This window comes from Bradyrhizobium sp. UFLA05-153 (assembly GCF_054185185.1).
This window is the reverse complement of the sequence record NZ_JBBIAM010000173.1, coordinates 1-15,225: the sequence shown is the minus strand read 5'-3', so window position 1 is coordinate 15,225 and position 15,225 is coordinate 1. Positions and strand designations below refer to the sequence as shown.

Sequence of the window (15,225 nt, the reverse complement as noted above, 5' to 3'; positions counted from 1 at the left end):
ACTCTCTACTCGGGACATCGGCCGAACCGCTGCTCTTTCTCGCCGTCCGTGCGCTCGACGGTGGCACGGCTGTTGATTTTACAAGACGAGCGGTCTAATAAATCGCTGTGAAAGCGATTTTGCCATCAACAGGGCCCCGTCGTCGTGGTCGCCCGCCCAAGGACCAATCGCGGCCGGACGCGCCGCGCGCACGGCTGCTACGCACCGGCGTCGCGATCCTGACCGAGAAGGGCTTCAGCGCCGTTGGAGTTGAGGAGATCCTGGAAGCTGCCGACGTGCCAAAAGGGTCATTTTACCACTACTTCGACAGTAAGGACGCCTTCGGTCTCGAACTGATCGACGCCTATGCAGACTATTTCGCGCGCAAGCTGGACCGATGGTTCGACAACATGGAGCGGGCTCCCCTCGACCGTTTCCGCGATTTCATTGCGGACGCACGGTCGGGGATGGCGCGGTACCGCTACCGGCGCGGCTGTCTCGTCGGTAATCTCGGACAAGAGATGGGTGTCCTGCCGGAGCCGTTCCGAAAACGCCTAGCCGCCGTCTTCCGTGACTGGGAAGCGCGGACGTCCCGTTGTCTGCGCTCGGCGCAAGAGGCGGGCGAGATACCCAGTGGCATCGATTGCGAAGGCCTAGCGCAGTTTTTTTGGACAGGCTGGGAGGGCGCGGTGCTGCGCGCCAAGCTTGAACGGCGCCCCGACGCGCTCGACTTATTCGCCGAAGGCTTTTTTGCGATCATCCGGGCAAAGTGTAAGGAGAGTTGATAGTGGGTTCGAATTTCAAAGCCATCCTGATCGAGCATGATGGCAACCGGCAGTCGGTAAGACTGGCCGAGCTTCCACGGGAACGATTGCCCGAGGGGGATGTGACGGTGCGCGTTGCCTGCTCGACGTTGAATTATAAGGATGCGCTGGCCATCACGGGAAAGAGCCCGGTTGTTCGTAACTTTCCCATGATCCCTGGCATCGATTTCGCGGGGACCGTCGAAGAATCTTCGAACGCGAACTTCAAGCCAGGCGACCGGGTGGTGCTGAACGGCTGGGGCGTGGGCGAGCGGCACTGGGGCGGATTGGCCGAAGTCGCCCGGGTGAAGGGCGATTGGCTGATCCCTTTGGAGCCGGCCCTTTCCCTGGCTCAAGCGATGAGTATCGGGACGGCCGGTTACACCGCTGCGCTCTGTGTGATGGCGCTCGAGCGCCACGGCGTTACGCCGGGAAGTGGCGAGGTGCTCGTGACCGGCGCGGCAGGCGGTGTGGGCAGCGTCGCAACGGCGCTGCTCGCCAAGCTCGGTTATGAGGTGGCCGCAGTTACAGGGCGTCCAGAAGAATCGGACTATCTCACGAAGCTTGGTGCCAAGCGCATCGTGCCGCGATCGCAGTTCCGCGAACCGGGGAAGCCGCTCGCGAAGGAAGAATGGGCCGGCGCGGTCGATGTGGCCGGCGGGCAGGTGTTGGCCAACGTCTGTGCATCGATGAAGTATCGCGGGGTGGTCGCGGCTTGCGGACTTGCCGCCGGCATGGGCTTGCCGGCGACCGTCGCCCCCTTCATCCTGCGAGGCGTCACGCTCGCCGGCATCGACAGCGTCATGTGTCCTCGCGAGGAACGCCGCGAGGCGTGGCGGCGACTTACCCGCGACCTCGATCCTTCTCTCCTTGATGCGATGACCGAGCGCGTGCCGCTCGAAGCCTGCATCAGCGTTGCAGATCGTCTCATTGCGGGCACGGTGCGCGGCCGCGTAATCGTGCCAATCTCCAACGAGCAATAATTTAGGGATCCAAAGTCATGACCCAAGCCCTTGCAGTCAGCCGCTTCCCTGTCCCCGATCTCGCCGACATGCCGGATGACATCCGAAACCGCATCCTTGCCGTTCAGGAGAAGTCGGGCTTCATTCCGAATGTCTTCCTCGTGCTCGCGCACCGACCGGACGAGTTCCGCGCGTTTTTCGCCTATCACGACGCGCTGATGGACAAACCCGGCAATCTCACCAAAGCCGAGCGCGAGATGATCGTGGTCGCGACAAGCAACCTCAACCAGTGCCAGTATTGTGTGGTGGCGCATGGGGCGATCCTGCGGATCCGTGCCAAGGATCCCCTTATCGCTGATCAGGTCGCCGTCAACTACCGCAAGGCGGACATCACTGATCGCCAGAAAGCGATGCTGGATTTCGCCGTCCGGGTCTCCACCGAGGCTCAAAAGGTCTCCGAGAGCGACTTCGCCACGCTGAAGTCGCACGGATTCACGGAAGAGGACATGTGGGACATCGCTGCGATCTCGGCCTTCTTCGGCTTGTCGAACCGGCTCGCCAACGTGACAAGCATGCGTCCGAACGCCGAATTCTACTCCATGGGTCGTGGCTGAGAGGAGAGAGGACGCTATGGAGTATTCGTCCCAGCAATTGGCCCTGAAGGAACGAGCCGCCGCGCTCTCAAACGGGCTGCTCCGCAAACGCGGCGTCGAGATCGATCAATCGCGTGAGTACCCCTGGGATGTTGTCGAAGCGTTGAAAGCCGAGCGCTTCATGGGAATGACCATTCCGAAGGAATACGGCGGCCAAGGCCGGAGTTTCCTTGATACTGCATTGGTCATTGAGGAGATGGCACGCTCCTGCACAGTCTCGGCACGCATCGTCGTTGAAGCCAACATGGGTGCCATCTCGACCGTCATGGCGTACGGCACCGATGCGCAGCGCCGGCGCGCCGCCGATCTTGTATTGGCAGGCGACAAGCCCGCCATCTGCATCACAGAGCCAGAGGCAGGCAGCGACGCGAGCGGAATGAAGACCCGGGCTGACAAACGCGGCAATCGCTACGTGCTCAACGGCAGGAAGCATTGGATCACCGGTGCTGGCGTGTCGCGTCTGCACCTGATTTTCGCCCGGGTTTTCGATGAGGGCGGCGAGGAACTCGGCGTTGGCGGCTTCCTGGCGGTGCGCGGGGAAGTCGAAGGACTGCGGATGAGCAAGCGCGAAACGACCATGGGGCTCTGCGGCATGCCCGAGGGCGAGCTCATATTCGAAGATCTCGAGATTACGCCAGAGATGGTGCTGCTGCCCCCGTCGGGCTTCAAGCGCGGCTTTGCCGATCTCATCAACGCCTATAACAGCCAGCGCGTCGGCGCGGGCACCGTCGCCATGGGGATCGCCGCCGGCGCGCTGGAGCACGCGGTCGAATGGGTCAGGACGCGCGAACAGTTCGGGCGGCCGATCGGCGAGTTCCAGGGCCTGCAATGGATGCTAGCTGACATGCAGACCCAGCTCACGGCGTCCCGCCTGATGCTGCATGCGGCAGCATCCTCGCGCGGTCCGGGCAGCGCGTTTCCCGACCCGATGCTCGCAGCCCAGGCAAAAATCTTCGCGTCGGAAGCCGCGATCAAGATCGTCAACGACGCGCTGCAAATGTTCGGGGCACGCGGTTATTCGCGTGACTTCCCGCTTGAACGCATGGCGCGTGATGTACGCATGTTCACGATAGGCGGGGGCACAGCCCAGGTGCTGCGCACGCTCGTCGCAAGCAAGGTTCTGGGCTGGAAGCTGCCGCAGACCCGCGATGGCTACACGATATCCGAGAACCAATAAGATCTACACCTAAGATCAAAGCCATGACCTTGGGATCGTTGGCGGCACCATTCAGGGTTTCTTCGCGCCTTGGCTCTTCCTCAGGTCAGCAAACTCTTGCCTGAGCAGGTCCAGGACGGTTCTGACCTTGGGGAGATCCGCCATGCGCTTGTGGCAGATGATCGCGAGTTCTGCCCGGAGTGAGGCTGGAAGCTCGAGCTTGAGCTCCACGAGTTCGCCCGGTCGCTTGAGCCGATGGGACGTCTTCAGAAGGATCATCGCGCCGACGCCGGCCTGGCAGGCCGCGACCTGGACGCTGTAGTCGTCCGACGTGAAGGCGGGACGAAAGTCTGGGATCCTGGCCGCGAACTCCGGATTTGGACTTGTCATCTCACGCTCTCCCGCCCATGCGATCCAGTCGAGGTCGCGGAAACCGTATTTCGCGGGCAATCTCCGTGCGTAGTCCCTGCTCGCGTAGGCGCCGATCGGAACAACAACTTCGTCGACTGTGATCAGATCAGGATCATCTGACGGGTATCTCCTGAGGGCGATGTCCGCCTCGCCGAGCGAGAGATTTAGGCGTTGCGTGCTGGCCAGAACTTCGAGAGTGATCTGTGGGTGCTTTCTCTTGAGCTTTTCTGAGATCGGAGCCAGGAAATCGAAGGCGAACGATGGTACCGCCGCGATGCGTACGCGGCCGCTCACGGGTGAGTTCTTCGCATCGAGTGAGCGGGCAGCTTCCGTCGCCCATTGCGCCATACCTTGAGCCGCGGGAAGTAGCCTCGCTGCGGTTTTCGTCAAGGTGATGCCCAGGTTCTTGCGGACGAAAAGCGGCTCGCCGAGCCCGTACTCCATCTCTGCAATCCTCCGGCTCAAAGTGGGTTGGCTCACCTTGAGGCGCCGTGCGGCGCCGCTCAGACTCCCCGCGTCGCAAACGGCGAGAAAGATCCGCAGGTCATCCCATTGTAGTTCCACCTTCTCACTCCCCAGTCCGCGGTCATCCATTTATGTATGGTGACATAGGAAGTTAGGCGATTGCTATTCTGCCTGTCGAGGGCAAAAGGAGCGCCAGAAATGAGGAAAAACAATCATGCTCCGCAAGCCAGGTCTCTTTTTCATTGGCGCCTTTGCCATCGCCGTACTTCCCGCGTGCACGCAAACCTCGCATCCGGGGAAGCCCGCCGATCTCGGCAAGCCTATTAGCTCGGCGGCAATGGAAGCCTTGATCGATGAGCCGGGACCGATTGAGCTCAAGACGGTCGTTGGCGCGGATTGGATTGCCGATCTTTCGGGGCTGCTCAATCTGAACGATCCAAAAGCCGTCCAAGCTGGATTCAAGGATCACGAGGAGTCGATCAAGGTCTATGCGCATGTGGTGCGGCATCCGACGCAGGGATTTTTCCTGGTCGATACCGGTGTTTCAAAGCGGCTGGTCGAGGATCCCGCGAGCGTAGGGGTCGGATGGGTGCTGAGAAAATTCGCGAAGATCCGAAGGATGCAGGTCCGGCAAGACACGTTGTCACTCATCAAATCCGAAGGCGTTCCGCTCAAAGGCGTCTTTATGACCCATCTCCATCTCGATCATATCTCCGGGATGCCGGACGTCCCGAAGGACGTCCCGATTTACACGGGCCCCGGTGAACCTGAGTATTCGAGCCCTGTGCATATGGTCGTTCAGGGCACGGAGGATAGCTTTCTTGCAGGAAGGCCCGCACTTCGGGAGTTCCAGTTCTCGAAAGATCAGGATAGGAAATTCGAAGGGGTCATCGATGTCTTCGGTGATGGTTCATTCTTCGCGATCCAGACCCCGGGACATACTCCGGGCCATGTCTCCTATCTCGCCCGCACATCAACAGGTCCGGTGCTCCTGACGGGCGACACAGCCCATACGCGTTGGGGGTGGGAGAACGACGTCGAGCCTGGGACTTACACGGACAACCGAGAAAGCGAACGGAAGAGTTTGCTCGCGTTGAAGGCCCTGAGCGAACGTCACCCGAAGATGATTGTGAAGCTGGGTCATCAGCCTCTGGACTAAAGGGCAGCTAGTAACTGGTCCACAAGCTCAAGGCGCGGCTCGAGCATGGTGAGGCAGCAATTAGGCCTCGCCTCAAGCCGCCGCCCGTCACTTGCCGCTGAGGCATTCGTGGACCTGCTGGTGGTCGAGGTCCCCCCTGCGTGACGCCGCTTGCCTGCTCTGACAGGGCGAGCACATTCAGCAGACAATCGTGATTGCGCATCGATGATGTTGGCGCGCCATGGCCGATGAAGATGGGCACTACTGCTTCGCAGTGGCGCTATGACAGCATGCGCGGTGCCACGCTTTAGCCGCCACTTGCCCCCTAGAGTCTCCCTGTCTCTACAATGACTCGTCATTGCGCGGCGCGTTTGCACAAGATTCGAGTTGCCGGGCAAGCTGATCGTGACCGCCCTGCCAAGCATAATCAGCAGCGGTGTATTTTCCGGCGCGAACGGTGGGATCTGCTCCCAACTCAAGGAGAGTTCGAGCGATCCGCTCCTCGCCGATCCGGGCGGCCAGCATAAGCGGGGTGACTTCATCCGTCGCGCGGTCAACCTCAGCGCCAAGCTCGACGAGGGCTCTCACAAGGACATCGCTTCCGGCCTGGACGGCAAGCATCAGTACACTCGAATCGCCGGCTCGTGTAACCGCATTGACATCCGCGCCGGCCGAGATCAGCGCCAGGATGACCGGCAGTTGATTCCCCACCGCTCCCCGGAAGGCTGCCCAAAGTAGGGGGGTGTAGCCGCTCTGGTCGTACTCGTTTGGATCGTCGCCTGCATCGAGGAATTCCAAAACGTGTTCGACGTCAGCGTGGTACGCGGCTAGGTGAAGATCACCCATGGTCTGACAACAATCGAATTGCTCGGCGGCTGATGACGAGTAGTCAAAGGGCACCGACTGGTAGCACGGCTGAGCGAAGACCTACAGAGCGAAAATGAGCCCCTGCACACAAAGGCACGACGACGATCACGGCCGTCTAGGAGACGGATAGAACCGCGTTAGAAACTCATCAATCTCATCATCACCTGCCTGCCAACGAGGCCCACGTTCGCTTCTCATCAGCGAGAGGCCGAGGAGCGTTAGCGGGCAATCGGCCATAAGCTGGAGCGTTCCCTTTTTCGCGATCCAGTGCCCTTCGCCGTCTTTATCGACGCGATCGACCGAATATCCAAGTTCAATAAGCGTAAGATACGCTGGGACCTCCGTATTGCCGGCTGCCGCAATGGTTTCTTGCGCCATCTCATTCCCCATGCTGTCCAGATAGTGTTTTGAGTATCGCCTCGTGCATCGCAATCGACCTTGCCTGCAGTCCGCGAGGACCGCAATGGCACTAGGGCGCGCGTTAGCGAGCGATGCGCATCGGATGCTTTGGGTTGCGGCGTACGAATTCATCGACATCCCGCAATCGTTCTGGCAATGGTTCAGCGTCGGGGTGGCTCCGATAGCTCCAGAAGCGGAAACCTGCTGACCAAAGGGCTTGAACCTTCTGCCATTGCTCGGCGTCGGACCGCTTCGGAGGTTTGAACGAGCGGCCCATCTCATGGAGACAAGAGCCGCACTGCGGACAAGCCGCGCCCATGTCCGCCCGCACCTTCCATGATTTCCGACACTCGAAGCAGGCATGGGCTATGAGGTAGTCGCGTCCGCGCACCGCTTGGGGCGAACGCGGGTCGGCGCGCGTGCCTGTGGAGCGCCGCAAATCCATCCGTCGAGCTTTTTCCCAGCCGCCTACCATGCAGGGAGAATGACAGCGGACCCCAATGTCTGCAATGGGGGCCATTCGCGTCGATATTGCCAAGTCCGCCTTCTCGACCGCTATCGACAATACCCCGACCTTACCGACCGAGAGCTGGGCGCGGATCTCGACCGATTAGGACGGCAAGATAAAAGCGACGATGTCGCTCCGGCCCGTCGGTCGCGTAAGCGCTTGTCTGCACATTGTATTGGATGGCACTGCAGCGGCACCGTATGAAACGGCCTGGTGCCGCTCGAACCGAGAAAGCATTCAAAATCAACATTCCGAGCGCCATCGTTCGCAGCGTAGCGTCTTGTTGCGCGTGTTCGGCATGATGTCCGGCCATGATCGCATGGGAGGCCGCTGCCGGACCAACGGTGCACCGTCAAGGCTCGCGCTGTGCGCGACCGGCTCCGCCGGCTTACGGCCTTGACCGCGCCCCGCTGGCCCGGCTCTTGCTGCCATGCGATCATGGCTTGCGGTGCGCGATTGCGCGCACATTGCAGAGGAAGCACGAGGTCGGAGCACTACAGCGTGATGTGGCGCGCACTTCGGCTGTTCAGTGGATCGGCCAAGCTTGCCACAGTAGCGCCATGGCTTCCTCTCAAGATTCGCAGCGGCGCGTGTCGACCAACGCGCAATGCGATGATCTCTACGACTACGCGGCGGCGCCCGCTCACCCTGTCCGGCGGCGAGCGAAGCGCGCTTCGGTGACATGGACGGTGACGGATGACTGGCTGGAAGACATGCCGGTGACTGAGGCCGAGATCGCCGTGTTCGAGGCGTGGTTTGGCGAGTTGTTCGACGAGCTATTTGGAAACGGCTGAGGGGGACTTCACCATGGCAGCGACGGTTCGGGCGGCTCTCTACCTGCGGGTCTCGACGGGACGGCAGGCCGACAGTGATCTTTCCATTCCGGACCAGCGCCGCCAAGCGAAGGGCTACTGCGCCTCACGCGGCTGGGAGATTGTCGCTGACTATGTGGAGCCCGGCGCATCCGCGACTGACGATCGGCGGCCGGAGTTCCAGCGCATGATCGACGCGGCGACGGTCAATCCGTCGGCGTTCGACGTGATCCTAGTCCACAGCTTCAGCCGCTTCTTCCGCGACCAGTTCCAGCTTGAATTTTATGTCCGCCGACTTGCCAAGAATGGCGTGCGGCTAGTGTCGATCACGCAGGAACTCGGCGACGACCCGATGAGCAACATGATCCGCCAGATCATGGCGCTGTTCGACGAATACCAGTCCAAAGAGAACGCCAAGCATACGCTGAGAGCGATGAAGGAGAACGCGCGTCAAGGCTTCTGGAATGGCGCGCTCCCGCCGATCGGCTACCGCACCGTGGAAGCGGATGAGCAGCGCGGCCACCGCACCAAGAAGACACTGGAGATCGATCCCATCCAGGCCGAGACCGTGCGGCTGATCTATCGACTGGCGCGCGAGGGAAACGGCTCTTCGGGGGCGATGGGTGTCAAATCAATTGCCAAACATCTCAACGAATCCGGCATTCGGACGCGCGACGGCGGACGCTGGGGCGTCGATGCCGTGCACAAGGTGCTGACGCGAACGACGTATATCGGCCGCCATCGGTTCAACACCAAACATTGGAAGACCCGTGAGCGCAAACCGGAGGCCGAGGTGGTCGAAATGGCGGTCCCGCCGATCATCGAGGCCGCCGAGTTCGAGACCGTGCAGACGCTGCTCAAGACACGCAGCCCCGCACTAACCGCGCCGCGCATCGTCAGCGGACCGACCCTCCTTACCGGCATCTGCTTTTGCGCGGCCTGCGGCGGGGCGATGACGCTGCGAACCGGGAAGAGCGGGCGATACAGGTATTACACCTGCTCGACCAAGGCCCGGCAGGGCGAGACCGGCTGCAAGGGCCGCACCGTTCCGATGGAAAAGCTCGACAACGTGGTGGCCGAGCACATCGAGCAGCGCCTGTTGCAGCCCAAGCGTCTCGAGGAAGTCCTATCGGCGGTGCTCCATCGCCGGAAAGAACGCGCCGAGCGCAGAACGGCGCATATCGCCGAATTGCGCAAGCGAGCGTCCGAGGCGGAAGCCAAACTCAAGCGGCTGTACGACGCCATCGAAAACGGCGTCGCTGACGTGTCCGATCCCCTGCTCAAGGAGCGCGTGACCGAGCTTCAATCCACTCGCGACCAGGCCCGCGCCGACGCAGAACGGGCTGCTGGTGCGCTCGATCGGACTGGGCCGAGCATCACACCCCAGGCACTCAAGACCTTCGCCAGCCAGGCCCGCAGGCGCATGCGGACCGAGTCGGCCCGGTATCGCCGCGATCACCTCCGCGCGCTGGCCCAGCGCATCGAAGTGGACGCGAAAGAAGTCCGTATCATGGGATCCAAAAGCGTACTCCTGCGCACGCTGGTCGCGGCGTCCGGCGAAAAATCGGCAGGTTTTGGAGTGCCCAGTTTTGTACCGAAGTGGCGCACCCGACACGATTCGAACGTGTGACCTTTGCCTTCGGAGGGCAACGCTCTATCCAGCTGAGCTACGGGTGCAGCGAGCCTCATTTAGCTGATTGGCGCGGGGTCGGCAACCTCTGGCCGGCGTCCTTCTCAGCCCCGGGGCGGACCCGCGCCGCCGGGGCCGGAACCTCCCGAATCCCGCGATCGAGGCCGGCGAATTCGGTCTTGGGGAGGCGGGAAAACGCCGCTTCAGGCCACCGCCGCCACTTGGGCGCTGCGCGGGCCGAACAGCTTTCGCACGTCGCTTGCGGCCTTCGGCGCGCTGAACAGGTAGCCCTGCATCTCGGTGCAGCCGAGGGCGCGCAGCATCTCACGCTGCGCTTCGGTCTCGACGCCTTCGGCGACGGTGGTCATGTTGCTGGCGCTGGCGATGTTGACCACCGCCTGGACGATGACGGGCGCGCCGCTGGTTTCCGCGATGTCCGCGATGAAGCAGCGGTCGATCTTGATCTTGTCGAACGGGAAGCGCTTCAGATAGCTCAGCGAGGAATAGCCGGTGCCGAAATCGTCGAGCGCAATGCGCACGCCGATCGAGCGAAGCTGATGCAGGATCGAGAGCGCGGCCTCGTCGTCGCGGATCAGCACGGCCTCGGTGATCTCGAGTTCGAGGCGGCACGGATCGAGACCGGACGCGGCGAGCGCGCCGGCAATCTTCAGAGCCAGCGTCTCGCATTTGAGCTGCACCGGTGAGACGTTGACGGCGAGCCGCACATGGCGGGGCCAGCTTGCGGCCTCGGCACAGGCCGTGCGCAGCACCCAATCACCGAGCTCGTTGATCAGGCCGGTGTCCTCAGCCACGGGAATGAACTGGGCCGGCGAGACCATGCCGCGCTCGGGGTGATGCCAGCGCAGCAACGCCTCGCAGCCGGAGACCTCGCCGGAGCGCAAATTGACCAGCGGCTGGTAGTGGAGCTCGAAGCCGCCCTCGACCATTGCCTGACGCAGGTCCTGCTCCATGGCAAGGCGCGCCTTGGCACAGGCATCCATCGCCGGCACGAAGAAGCGATAGGTGCGGCGGCCTTCCGCCTTGGCGCCGTACATCGCGAGGTCGGCATTCTTGATGAGCTGGTCGAGATCGGTACCGTCCTGCGGCGCCAGCGCGATGCCGATCGAGGCATCGGTCGAGAGCTGATGGCCGAGACAATGGTAGGGCTGCCGAATCGCCTCGTGGATCCCTGTCACGAAGGCCAGCACGTCGGCGGATGTCTCGATCCCGGTCTGGATCACCGCGAACTCGTCGCCGCCGAGCCGCGCGATCAGGTCGCCCGGCTTGAGGCAGGTGCGGATGCGGGCCGCGACCGCCTTCAACAGCTCGTCGCCGACGTGATGGCCGAGCGAATCGTTGATGCCCTTGAATTCGTCGACGTCGATATAAAGCAGCGCGAACCGCCCGCCACCCGCGACCTTCTCGAGCTCGCGCTCGATCTGCTCGCGGAACAGCACGCGGTTCGGCAGATCGGTCAGCGCGTCGTAATGCGCCATATGCGCGATCTTCTCGTCGGCGCGGCGCCGCTCCGTCACGTCCTCGATGACGTTGATGATGTAGCGCGGCTCGCCACCGTTGTCGCGGAGGCCGATACGCTTGGAGATGACGTAGCGATGGCCACCGGTCCTGGTTTCCCAGGCCTGCTCACCCAGGACCAGGCCCTCGGACGACTGCAGCAGGCAGTCGTCCTCGCAGGTAACGGTCTCGGCGTCTGCCGGTGGAAGAATGTCGAAGGCCGTCTTGCCGACAATCGTCTTGCCCGATTCCCCGAACACCTCCTCGGCAATCCGGTTGACCAGCAGATATTGCCGCGTGCGGGCGTCCTTCACCGTGATCTGCGAGGGGATATGGTCGATGATCTCGCGCAGGAAGGTGTAGTTGCGGTCGCGCTCCTGCTCGAGATTGCGCCGTTCGGTAATCTCCTCGATCGTGGCAACCCATCCGCCCTGTGCAAGCGGGGTGTTGATGACCTGGAAGGCGCGGCCGTTCGAGAATTCATGGATCCTCGTCGAGACCTTGCCCTCGGCGACGATCTTCATGACGCCGGCGCAAAACTCCTCGACGTTGCCGTCGAACGTCCCGCGCTCCTTGCGATGATGCATCGCCTCCTGGATGTGGCAGCCGGGCTTGATGACGTCCGAGGACAGGCCGAACATGTCGGCATAGCGCCGGTTGCAGGTGACGATGTATCCGTTGGCGTCGTAGAGGATCAGGCCCTGCGACATGTTGTTCAGGGCGGTATCGAGCCGCAGTCGTTCCGCCTCGATCCGCGCTTGCGTCTCGCGGTTCTGGCGGCTGATCTGGCGAATGATGAGATAGAGGATGAACGCGATGACCGTCGCCACCAGCGTGGCCGCTGTTATCATGAAGCGGGTTTGCTCGCGCCAATCCGCAAGCGCCGATTCCATCGTGTTGGTCGCGATGACGATGATCGGGAAATGCACGAGCGACGCACCGGCGCCCAGCCGCCCCACGCCGTCGACCGGGCTCTTCTCGATCCGCACGGTCTGCCGACCGCCCTTGGCCGCGATCTTCTGCAGCAGCGGTGCGTCGGCGTAACTCTTGCCGATCAGCTTTTCGACGTGCGGGTACCGTGCCAGCATCGTGCCGGCGCTGTCGAACAGCGATATGGCGGCGCCGCTTCCGAGCGCAACGGAGGAGAAATATTTCTGATAGCTCGCCGGATCGATCCGGCGCACCATGATGCCAAGGAGCCCGCCCTGAGGGCTGGTCAGCCGACGTGCCACCACCGTGGTCCATTTGTCGATGATGAGACTGCGCACCGTCTCCAGCAATACAGGCTCTGACTGGGGATTGGATTTGAAGGTCTGGAAATAGGCTCGCGACGAGATGTTGATTTTCGGCAGCGGCTCGTTTCGCGACCAGTTGATGATGTCTCCGTTGATGTCATAGATCGCGATGTCGCCGAGATAGTTCACGGCGCTGATCTTGTTCGTGAGCATGCGATGGGCTTCATCGCTCGACATCCGCTCGCGGAACACCTCAGGCGAAGAGATCTCGGCGAGCTTCATCTGCGCCACCAGATCGGCGGCGACGGTCTCGGAATCCTCGAACTGCTGATCGAAATGGCGGGTCAGCAACACGACGGTGTTCTCGAGCTCGCGTTCGTTGTTGACGAGGGCGCGCTCGCGGAAATCGTCGATCACCATGGTGGTGACGACGAAGATGCCGGCCACCAGCAGCGCGCCGCACAGCGTCAGCCACAGCACGGGTCCGCGCCGTACGGCAGCGTCCCAGCCGCCCCTTGTGGCGGTGGCTATTCTGCTCGTGATCGTGGACGACATCAGGCGCATTCCCCCTCCCAGGGGGAACATGCATACTATGCACAAATGGCCTAACCCTTAGGAAAGCCGGTTATTTAAGGCTTAACCGGGCGGCGCCACTGTCCGGGTCGATGGCGACAGCGGACTATCCTGCTTCGCCTTCAGCTTGCGCGCTACACGCGTGAAACGGAGCAACCGCGGTGTTACCGCCGACTTAATGCGATGCGTCTTTGGCGGGCTTGGCGCCGGCATTGCGCAGACGCCCGATCACGCCGGTCGGAAAGAAGTAGACGCTGGCAATGAAGAGCAGCCCGAGCCACAGCAGCCAGCGGTCCGGGTGCAGCAGGCCCGGCAGCAGCGGCAGACCGGCATCGGTCGCGGCCTTCGAGGCAACGCCCATCAGGGACTGAAGATAGTTTTGCGCGAGGATGAAGATGGTCGCGCCGATGATCGCGCCGTAGATCGTGCCCATGCCTCCGATCACGACCATCAGGAGAATATCGAGCATGATCGAGAAGCTGAGCGAGGTGTCGGGCCCGGCGTAGCGTAGCCACAGAGCGTTGAGAATGCCGGCGCTGGCGGCGACCAGCGCCGCGAGGCAGTTGGCATAGGTGAGGTGGAACACGGTGCGGAAGCCGAGCGCCTCGGCGCGAAAACGGTTCTCGCGGATCGCCTGGAGCACGCGGCCGAACGGCGAGTTCACCACGCGCAGCAGCGCGAGGATCATCAGGGCTGATGCCGCGAAGACGAGGTAGAAGGTCAGGGTGCGGCCGTTCAACTCGAAGCCTGCAAAGCTCTTCGGGATCAGTACGGTGCCTGGCCGCAGCAATTCCGGCAGCTGAAAGCTCCGCCCGTCCTCGCCTCCGGTGAGCCAGGAGAGCTGCGAGGCCAGCACCTGGAACGCGGAGGCGACCGCGAGCGTGATCATGGCGAAGAAGATCGCCGCCACCCGCAGCGAGAACAGTCCGATCGCGAGCGCCAGCAGCGCCGCGAGCGGCAGGCCGATGACGATGCCGGTTGCGACTGCGCCCCAGTTCGGTCCCATCGAATAGAGCGCGATCGCGATCGCGTAGCTGCCGATGCCGTAGAACATGGTGTGGGCGAACGACACTGTGCCAGTGTATCCGAGCAGCAGGTCATAGGATGCGACCAGCGCGGCAAAGATGCAGATCTTGGCCGCGACGTTCATCGCCTTGGCGCCCGGAAACAGATAGGGCGTCGCCGCCAGCGCCAGGATAATGACGACGAGAATGAGGGTGAGGACGCGGCTCCGCGGCGGGTCGCCTGACAGGATCATCATCGGCTGGTCACCGCATAGAGGCCGCGCGGCCGCCACATCAAAACGGCGACCATCAGCAGGATGTTGGACACGAGGGCGAGCTTCGGCACCAGGAACCCGCCGTAATTGGCGACCATCGCGACCAGAAGCGCGCCGATGAAGCAGCCGCCGATCGAGCCGAGCCCGCCGATGATCACGACGATGAAGATCAGCACGGTGAGATCGTCGCTCATGGAGGCGTGGACCTGCTCGCGATAGAGCGCCCACATCACGCCACCGAGGCCTGCAAGCGCCGAACCCGTCATGAACACGCCGAGGAACAGGCGGCGGATGCGATAGCCGAGCGCCTCCACCATCTCGCGGTTCTCGACGCCGGCGCGGATCAGAAGCCCGAGCTTGCTGCGGTTGAGCACGAGCTGGATCGCGATGAAGACGACGAGGCCGACCAGCATCGCGAGCAGGCGGTATTTTGCGATCGCGACGTCGCCGAAGATGAACGAGCCGCGCAGCGAGGTCGGCAGCGGCAGCGGGATGATCTGCGGGCCCCACACGGCATAAAGCGTCTGCTCGGCGACGATCAGGCCACCGGTCGTCATCAGGATCTGCTTCAGGTGCTGGCCGTAGACCGGGAGAATCAAGATGCGCTCGACGACGAGGCCGAGCGCACCGGACACCGCCATCGAGAGCAACGCGGCCGGCGCCAGCACGGCAAGGTTCATCAGAAGCGAATCCGCCTGCATCGCGGCGGCAAACGGTAGCAGGATCAGAGTTGCCACATAGGCGCCGACGGCGATGAAGGCGCCGTGGCCGAAATTGAGCACGTCCATCAGGCCGAACACCAGCGTCAGGCCTGAAGCCATGATGAAGATCATCATGCCC

13 protein-coding genes and 1 tRNA gene are annotated in these 15,225 nt (G+C 62.5%); 7 read left to right on the top strand and 7 right to left on the bottom strand.

From position 1 onward, the window contains the following. The first annotated feature begins 107 nt into the window (after positions 1–107). From acuR to acdA, 4 genes are read left to right on the top strand one after another with little or no spacing between them, the layout of a single operon-like run. Positions 108–764 carry an acrylate utilization transcriptional regulator AcuR gene (acuR, locus tag Q2941_RS47040; protein ID WP_245288053.1) on the top strand — a complete coding sequence of 219 codons (657 nt, stop codon included), beginning with the start codon at positions 108–110 and terminating at the stop codon, positions 762–764. Between the two features lie 2 nt (positions 765–766). Beyond that, a complete protein-coding gene (gene acuI / locus Q2941_RS47035; RefSeq protein ID WP_035662837.1) occupies positions 767–1,765 on the top strand; it encodes an acrylyl-CoA reductase (NADPH) in 999 nt (332 codons plus the stop codon). A 17-nt stretch (positions 1,766–1,782) separates the two neighbouring features. Then, complete coding sequence (locus Q2941_RS47030; RefSeq protein ID WP_027523963.1) at positions 1,783–2,358, top strand: peroxidase-related enzyme; 576 nt, start codon at positions 1,783–1,785, stop codon at positions 2,356–2,358. Positions 2,359–2,395: 37 nt separating this feature from the next. Continuing rightward, positions 2,396–3,574: a 3-sulfinopropanoyl-CoA desulfinase gene (gene acdA / locus Q2941_RS47025; protein ID WP_458196863.1), complete on the top strand. Its 1,179-nt coding sequence runs from the start codon at positions 2,396–2,398 to the stop codon at positions 3,572–3,574. A gap of 51 nt (positions 3,575–3,625) precedes the next feature. Here the strand turns inward: acdA and Q2941_RS47020 are convergent, their stop codons facing one another. Beyond that, positions 3,626–4,558, bottom strand: coding sequence for a LysR family transcriptional regulator (locus tag Q2941_RS47020; RefSeq protein WP_458196862.1), 933 nt, complete (start codon positions 4,556–4,558; stop codon positions 3,626–3,628). 85 nt (positions 4,559–4,643) lie between these two features. On the opposite strand from Q2941_RS47020, the gene Q2941_RS47015 reads away from it, so the two are divergent. Continuing rightward, the gene (locus tag Q2941_RS47015; protein ID WP_458196861.1) at positions 4,644–5,588 is read left to right on the top strand and encodes an MBL fold metallo-hydrolase; all 945 of its coding nucleotides are present in this window, start codon (positions 4,644–4,646) and stop codon (positions 5,586–5,588) included. A 321-nt stretch (positions 5,589–5,909) separates the two neighbouring features. Here the strand turns inward: Q2941_RS47015 and Q2941_RS47010 are convergent, their stop codons facing one another. Next, entirely contained in the window at positions 5,910–6,413 is a 504-nt protein-coding gene (locus Q2941_RS47010; RefSeq protein WP_458196860.1) for an ankyrin repeat domain-containing protein, read from the bottom strand. A gap of 126 nt (positions 6,414–6,539) precedes the next feature. After that, positions 6,540–6,812, bottom strand: coding sequence for a hypothetical protein (locus tag Q2941_RS47005; RefSeq protein WP_458196859.1), 273 nt, complete (start codon positions 6,810–6,812; stop codon positions 6,540–6,542). A 1,119-nt stretch (positions 6,813–7,931) separates the two neighbouring features. On the opposite strand from Q2941_RS47005, the gene Q2941_RS47000 reads away from it, so the two are divergent. Together Q2941_RS47000 and Q2941_RS46995 are read left to right on the top strand one after the other, a co-directional pair. Then, positions 7,932–8,135 (top strand): hypothetical protein, encoded by a 204-nt coding sequence (locus Q2941_RS47000; protein ID WP_458196858.1) that lies wholly within the window; start codon positions 7,932–7,934, stop codon positions 8,133–8,135. Positions 8,136–8,148: 13 nt separating this feature from the next. Further along, entirely contained in the window at positions 8,149–9,783 is a 1,635-nt protein-coding gene (locus Q2941_RS46995) for a recombinase family protein (RefSeq protein ID WP_458196857.1), read from the top strand. On the opposite strand, the gene Q2941_RS46990 is transcribed toward Q2941_RS46995, so the two are convergent. From Q2941_RS46990 to Q2941_RS46975, 4 genes are all read right to left on the bottom strand, one after another. Next, positions 9,754–9,830, bottom strand: a tRNA-Arg gene (locus tag Q2941_RS46990). The genes Q2941_RS46995 and Q2941_RS46990 overlap by 30 nt on opposite strands. Positions 9,831–9,986: 156 nt before the next feature. Continuing rightward, positions 9,987–13,097: a bifunctional diguanylate cyclase/phosphodiesterase gene (locus Q2941_RS46985; protein ID WP_458196856.1), complete on the bottom strand. Its 3,111-nt coding sequence runs from the start codon at positions 13,095–13,097 to the stop codon at positions 9,987–9,989. Positions 13,098–13,281: 184 nt separating this feature from the next. After that, complete coding sequence (locus Q2941_RS46980) at positions 13,282–14,367, bottom strand: branched-chain amino acid ABC transporter permease (RefSeq protein ID WP_458196855.1); 1,086 nt, start codon at positions 14,365–14,367, stop codon at positions 13,282–13,284. Beyond that, a partial coding sequence (locus tag Q2941_RS46975; RefSeq protein WP_458196854.1) for a branched-chain amino acid ABC transporter permease occupies positions 14,364–15,225 on the bottom strand: 862 nt, incomplete at its 5' end. The genes Q2941_RS46980 and Q2941_RS46975, both read right to left, overlap by 4 nt.

Excerpts from the sequence above, each read along its gene's own strand:
- Q2941_RS47030 (WP_027523963.1), top strand. The coding sequence starts at position 1,783 with ATGACCCAAGCCCTTGCAGTCAGCCGCTTCCCTGTCCCCGATCTCGCC.
- Q2941_RS47015 (WP_458196861.1), top strand. The coding sequence starts at position 4,644 with ATGCTCCGCAAGCCAGGTCTCTTTTTCATTGGCGCCTTTGCCATCGCC.
- Q2941_RS47005 (WP_458196859.1), bottom strand. The coding sequence starts at position 6,812 with ATGGCGCAAGAAACCATTGCGGCAGCCGGCAATACGGAGGTCCCAGCG.
- Q2941_RS46995 (WP_458196857.1), top strand. The coding sequence starts at position 8,149 with ATGGCAGCGACGGTTCGGGCGGCTCTCTACCTGCGGGTCTCGACGGGA.
- Q2941_RS47020 (WP_458196862.1), bottom strand. The coding sequence starts at position 4,558 with ATGGATGACCGCGGACTGGGGAGTGAGAAGGTGGAACTACAATGGGAT.
- Q2941_RS47010 (WP_458196860.1), bottom strand. The coding sequence starts at position 6,413 with ATGGGTGATCTTCACCTAGCCGCGTACCACGCTGACGTCGAACACGTT.
- Q2941_RS46980 (WP_458196855.1), bottom strand. The coding sequence starts at position 14,367 with ATGATGATCCTGTCAGGCGACCCGCCGCGGAGCCGCGTCCTCACCCTC.
- Q2941_RS46985 (WP_458196856.1), bottom strand. The coding sequence starts at position 13,097 with ATGCGCCTGATGTCGTCCACGATCACGAGCAGAATAGCCACCGCCACA.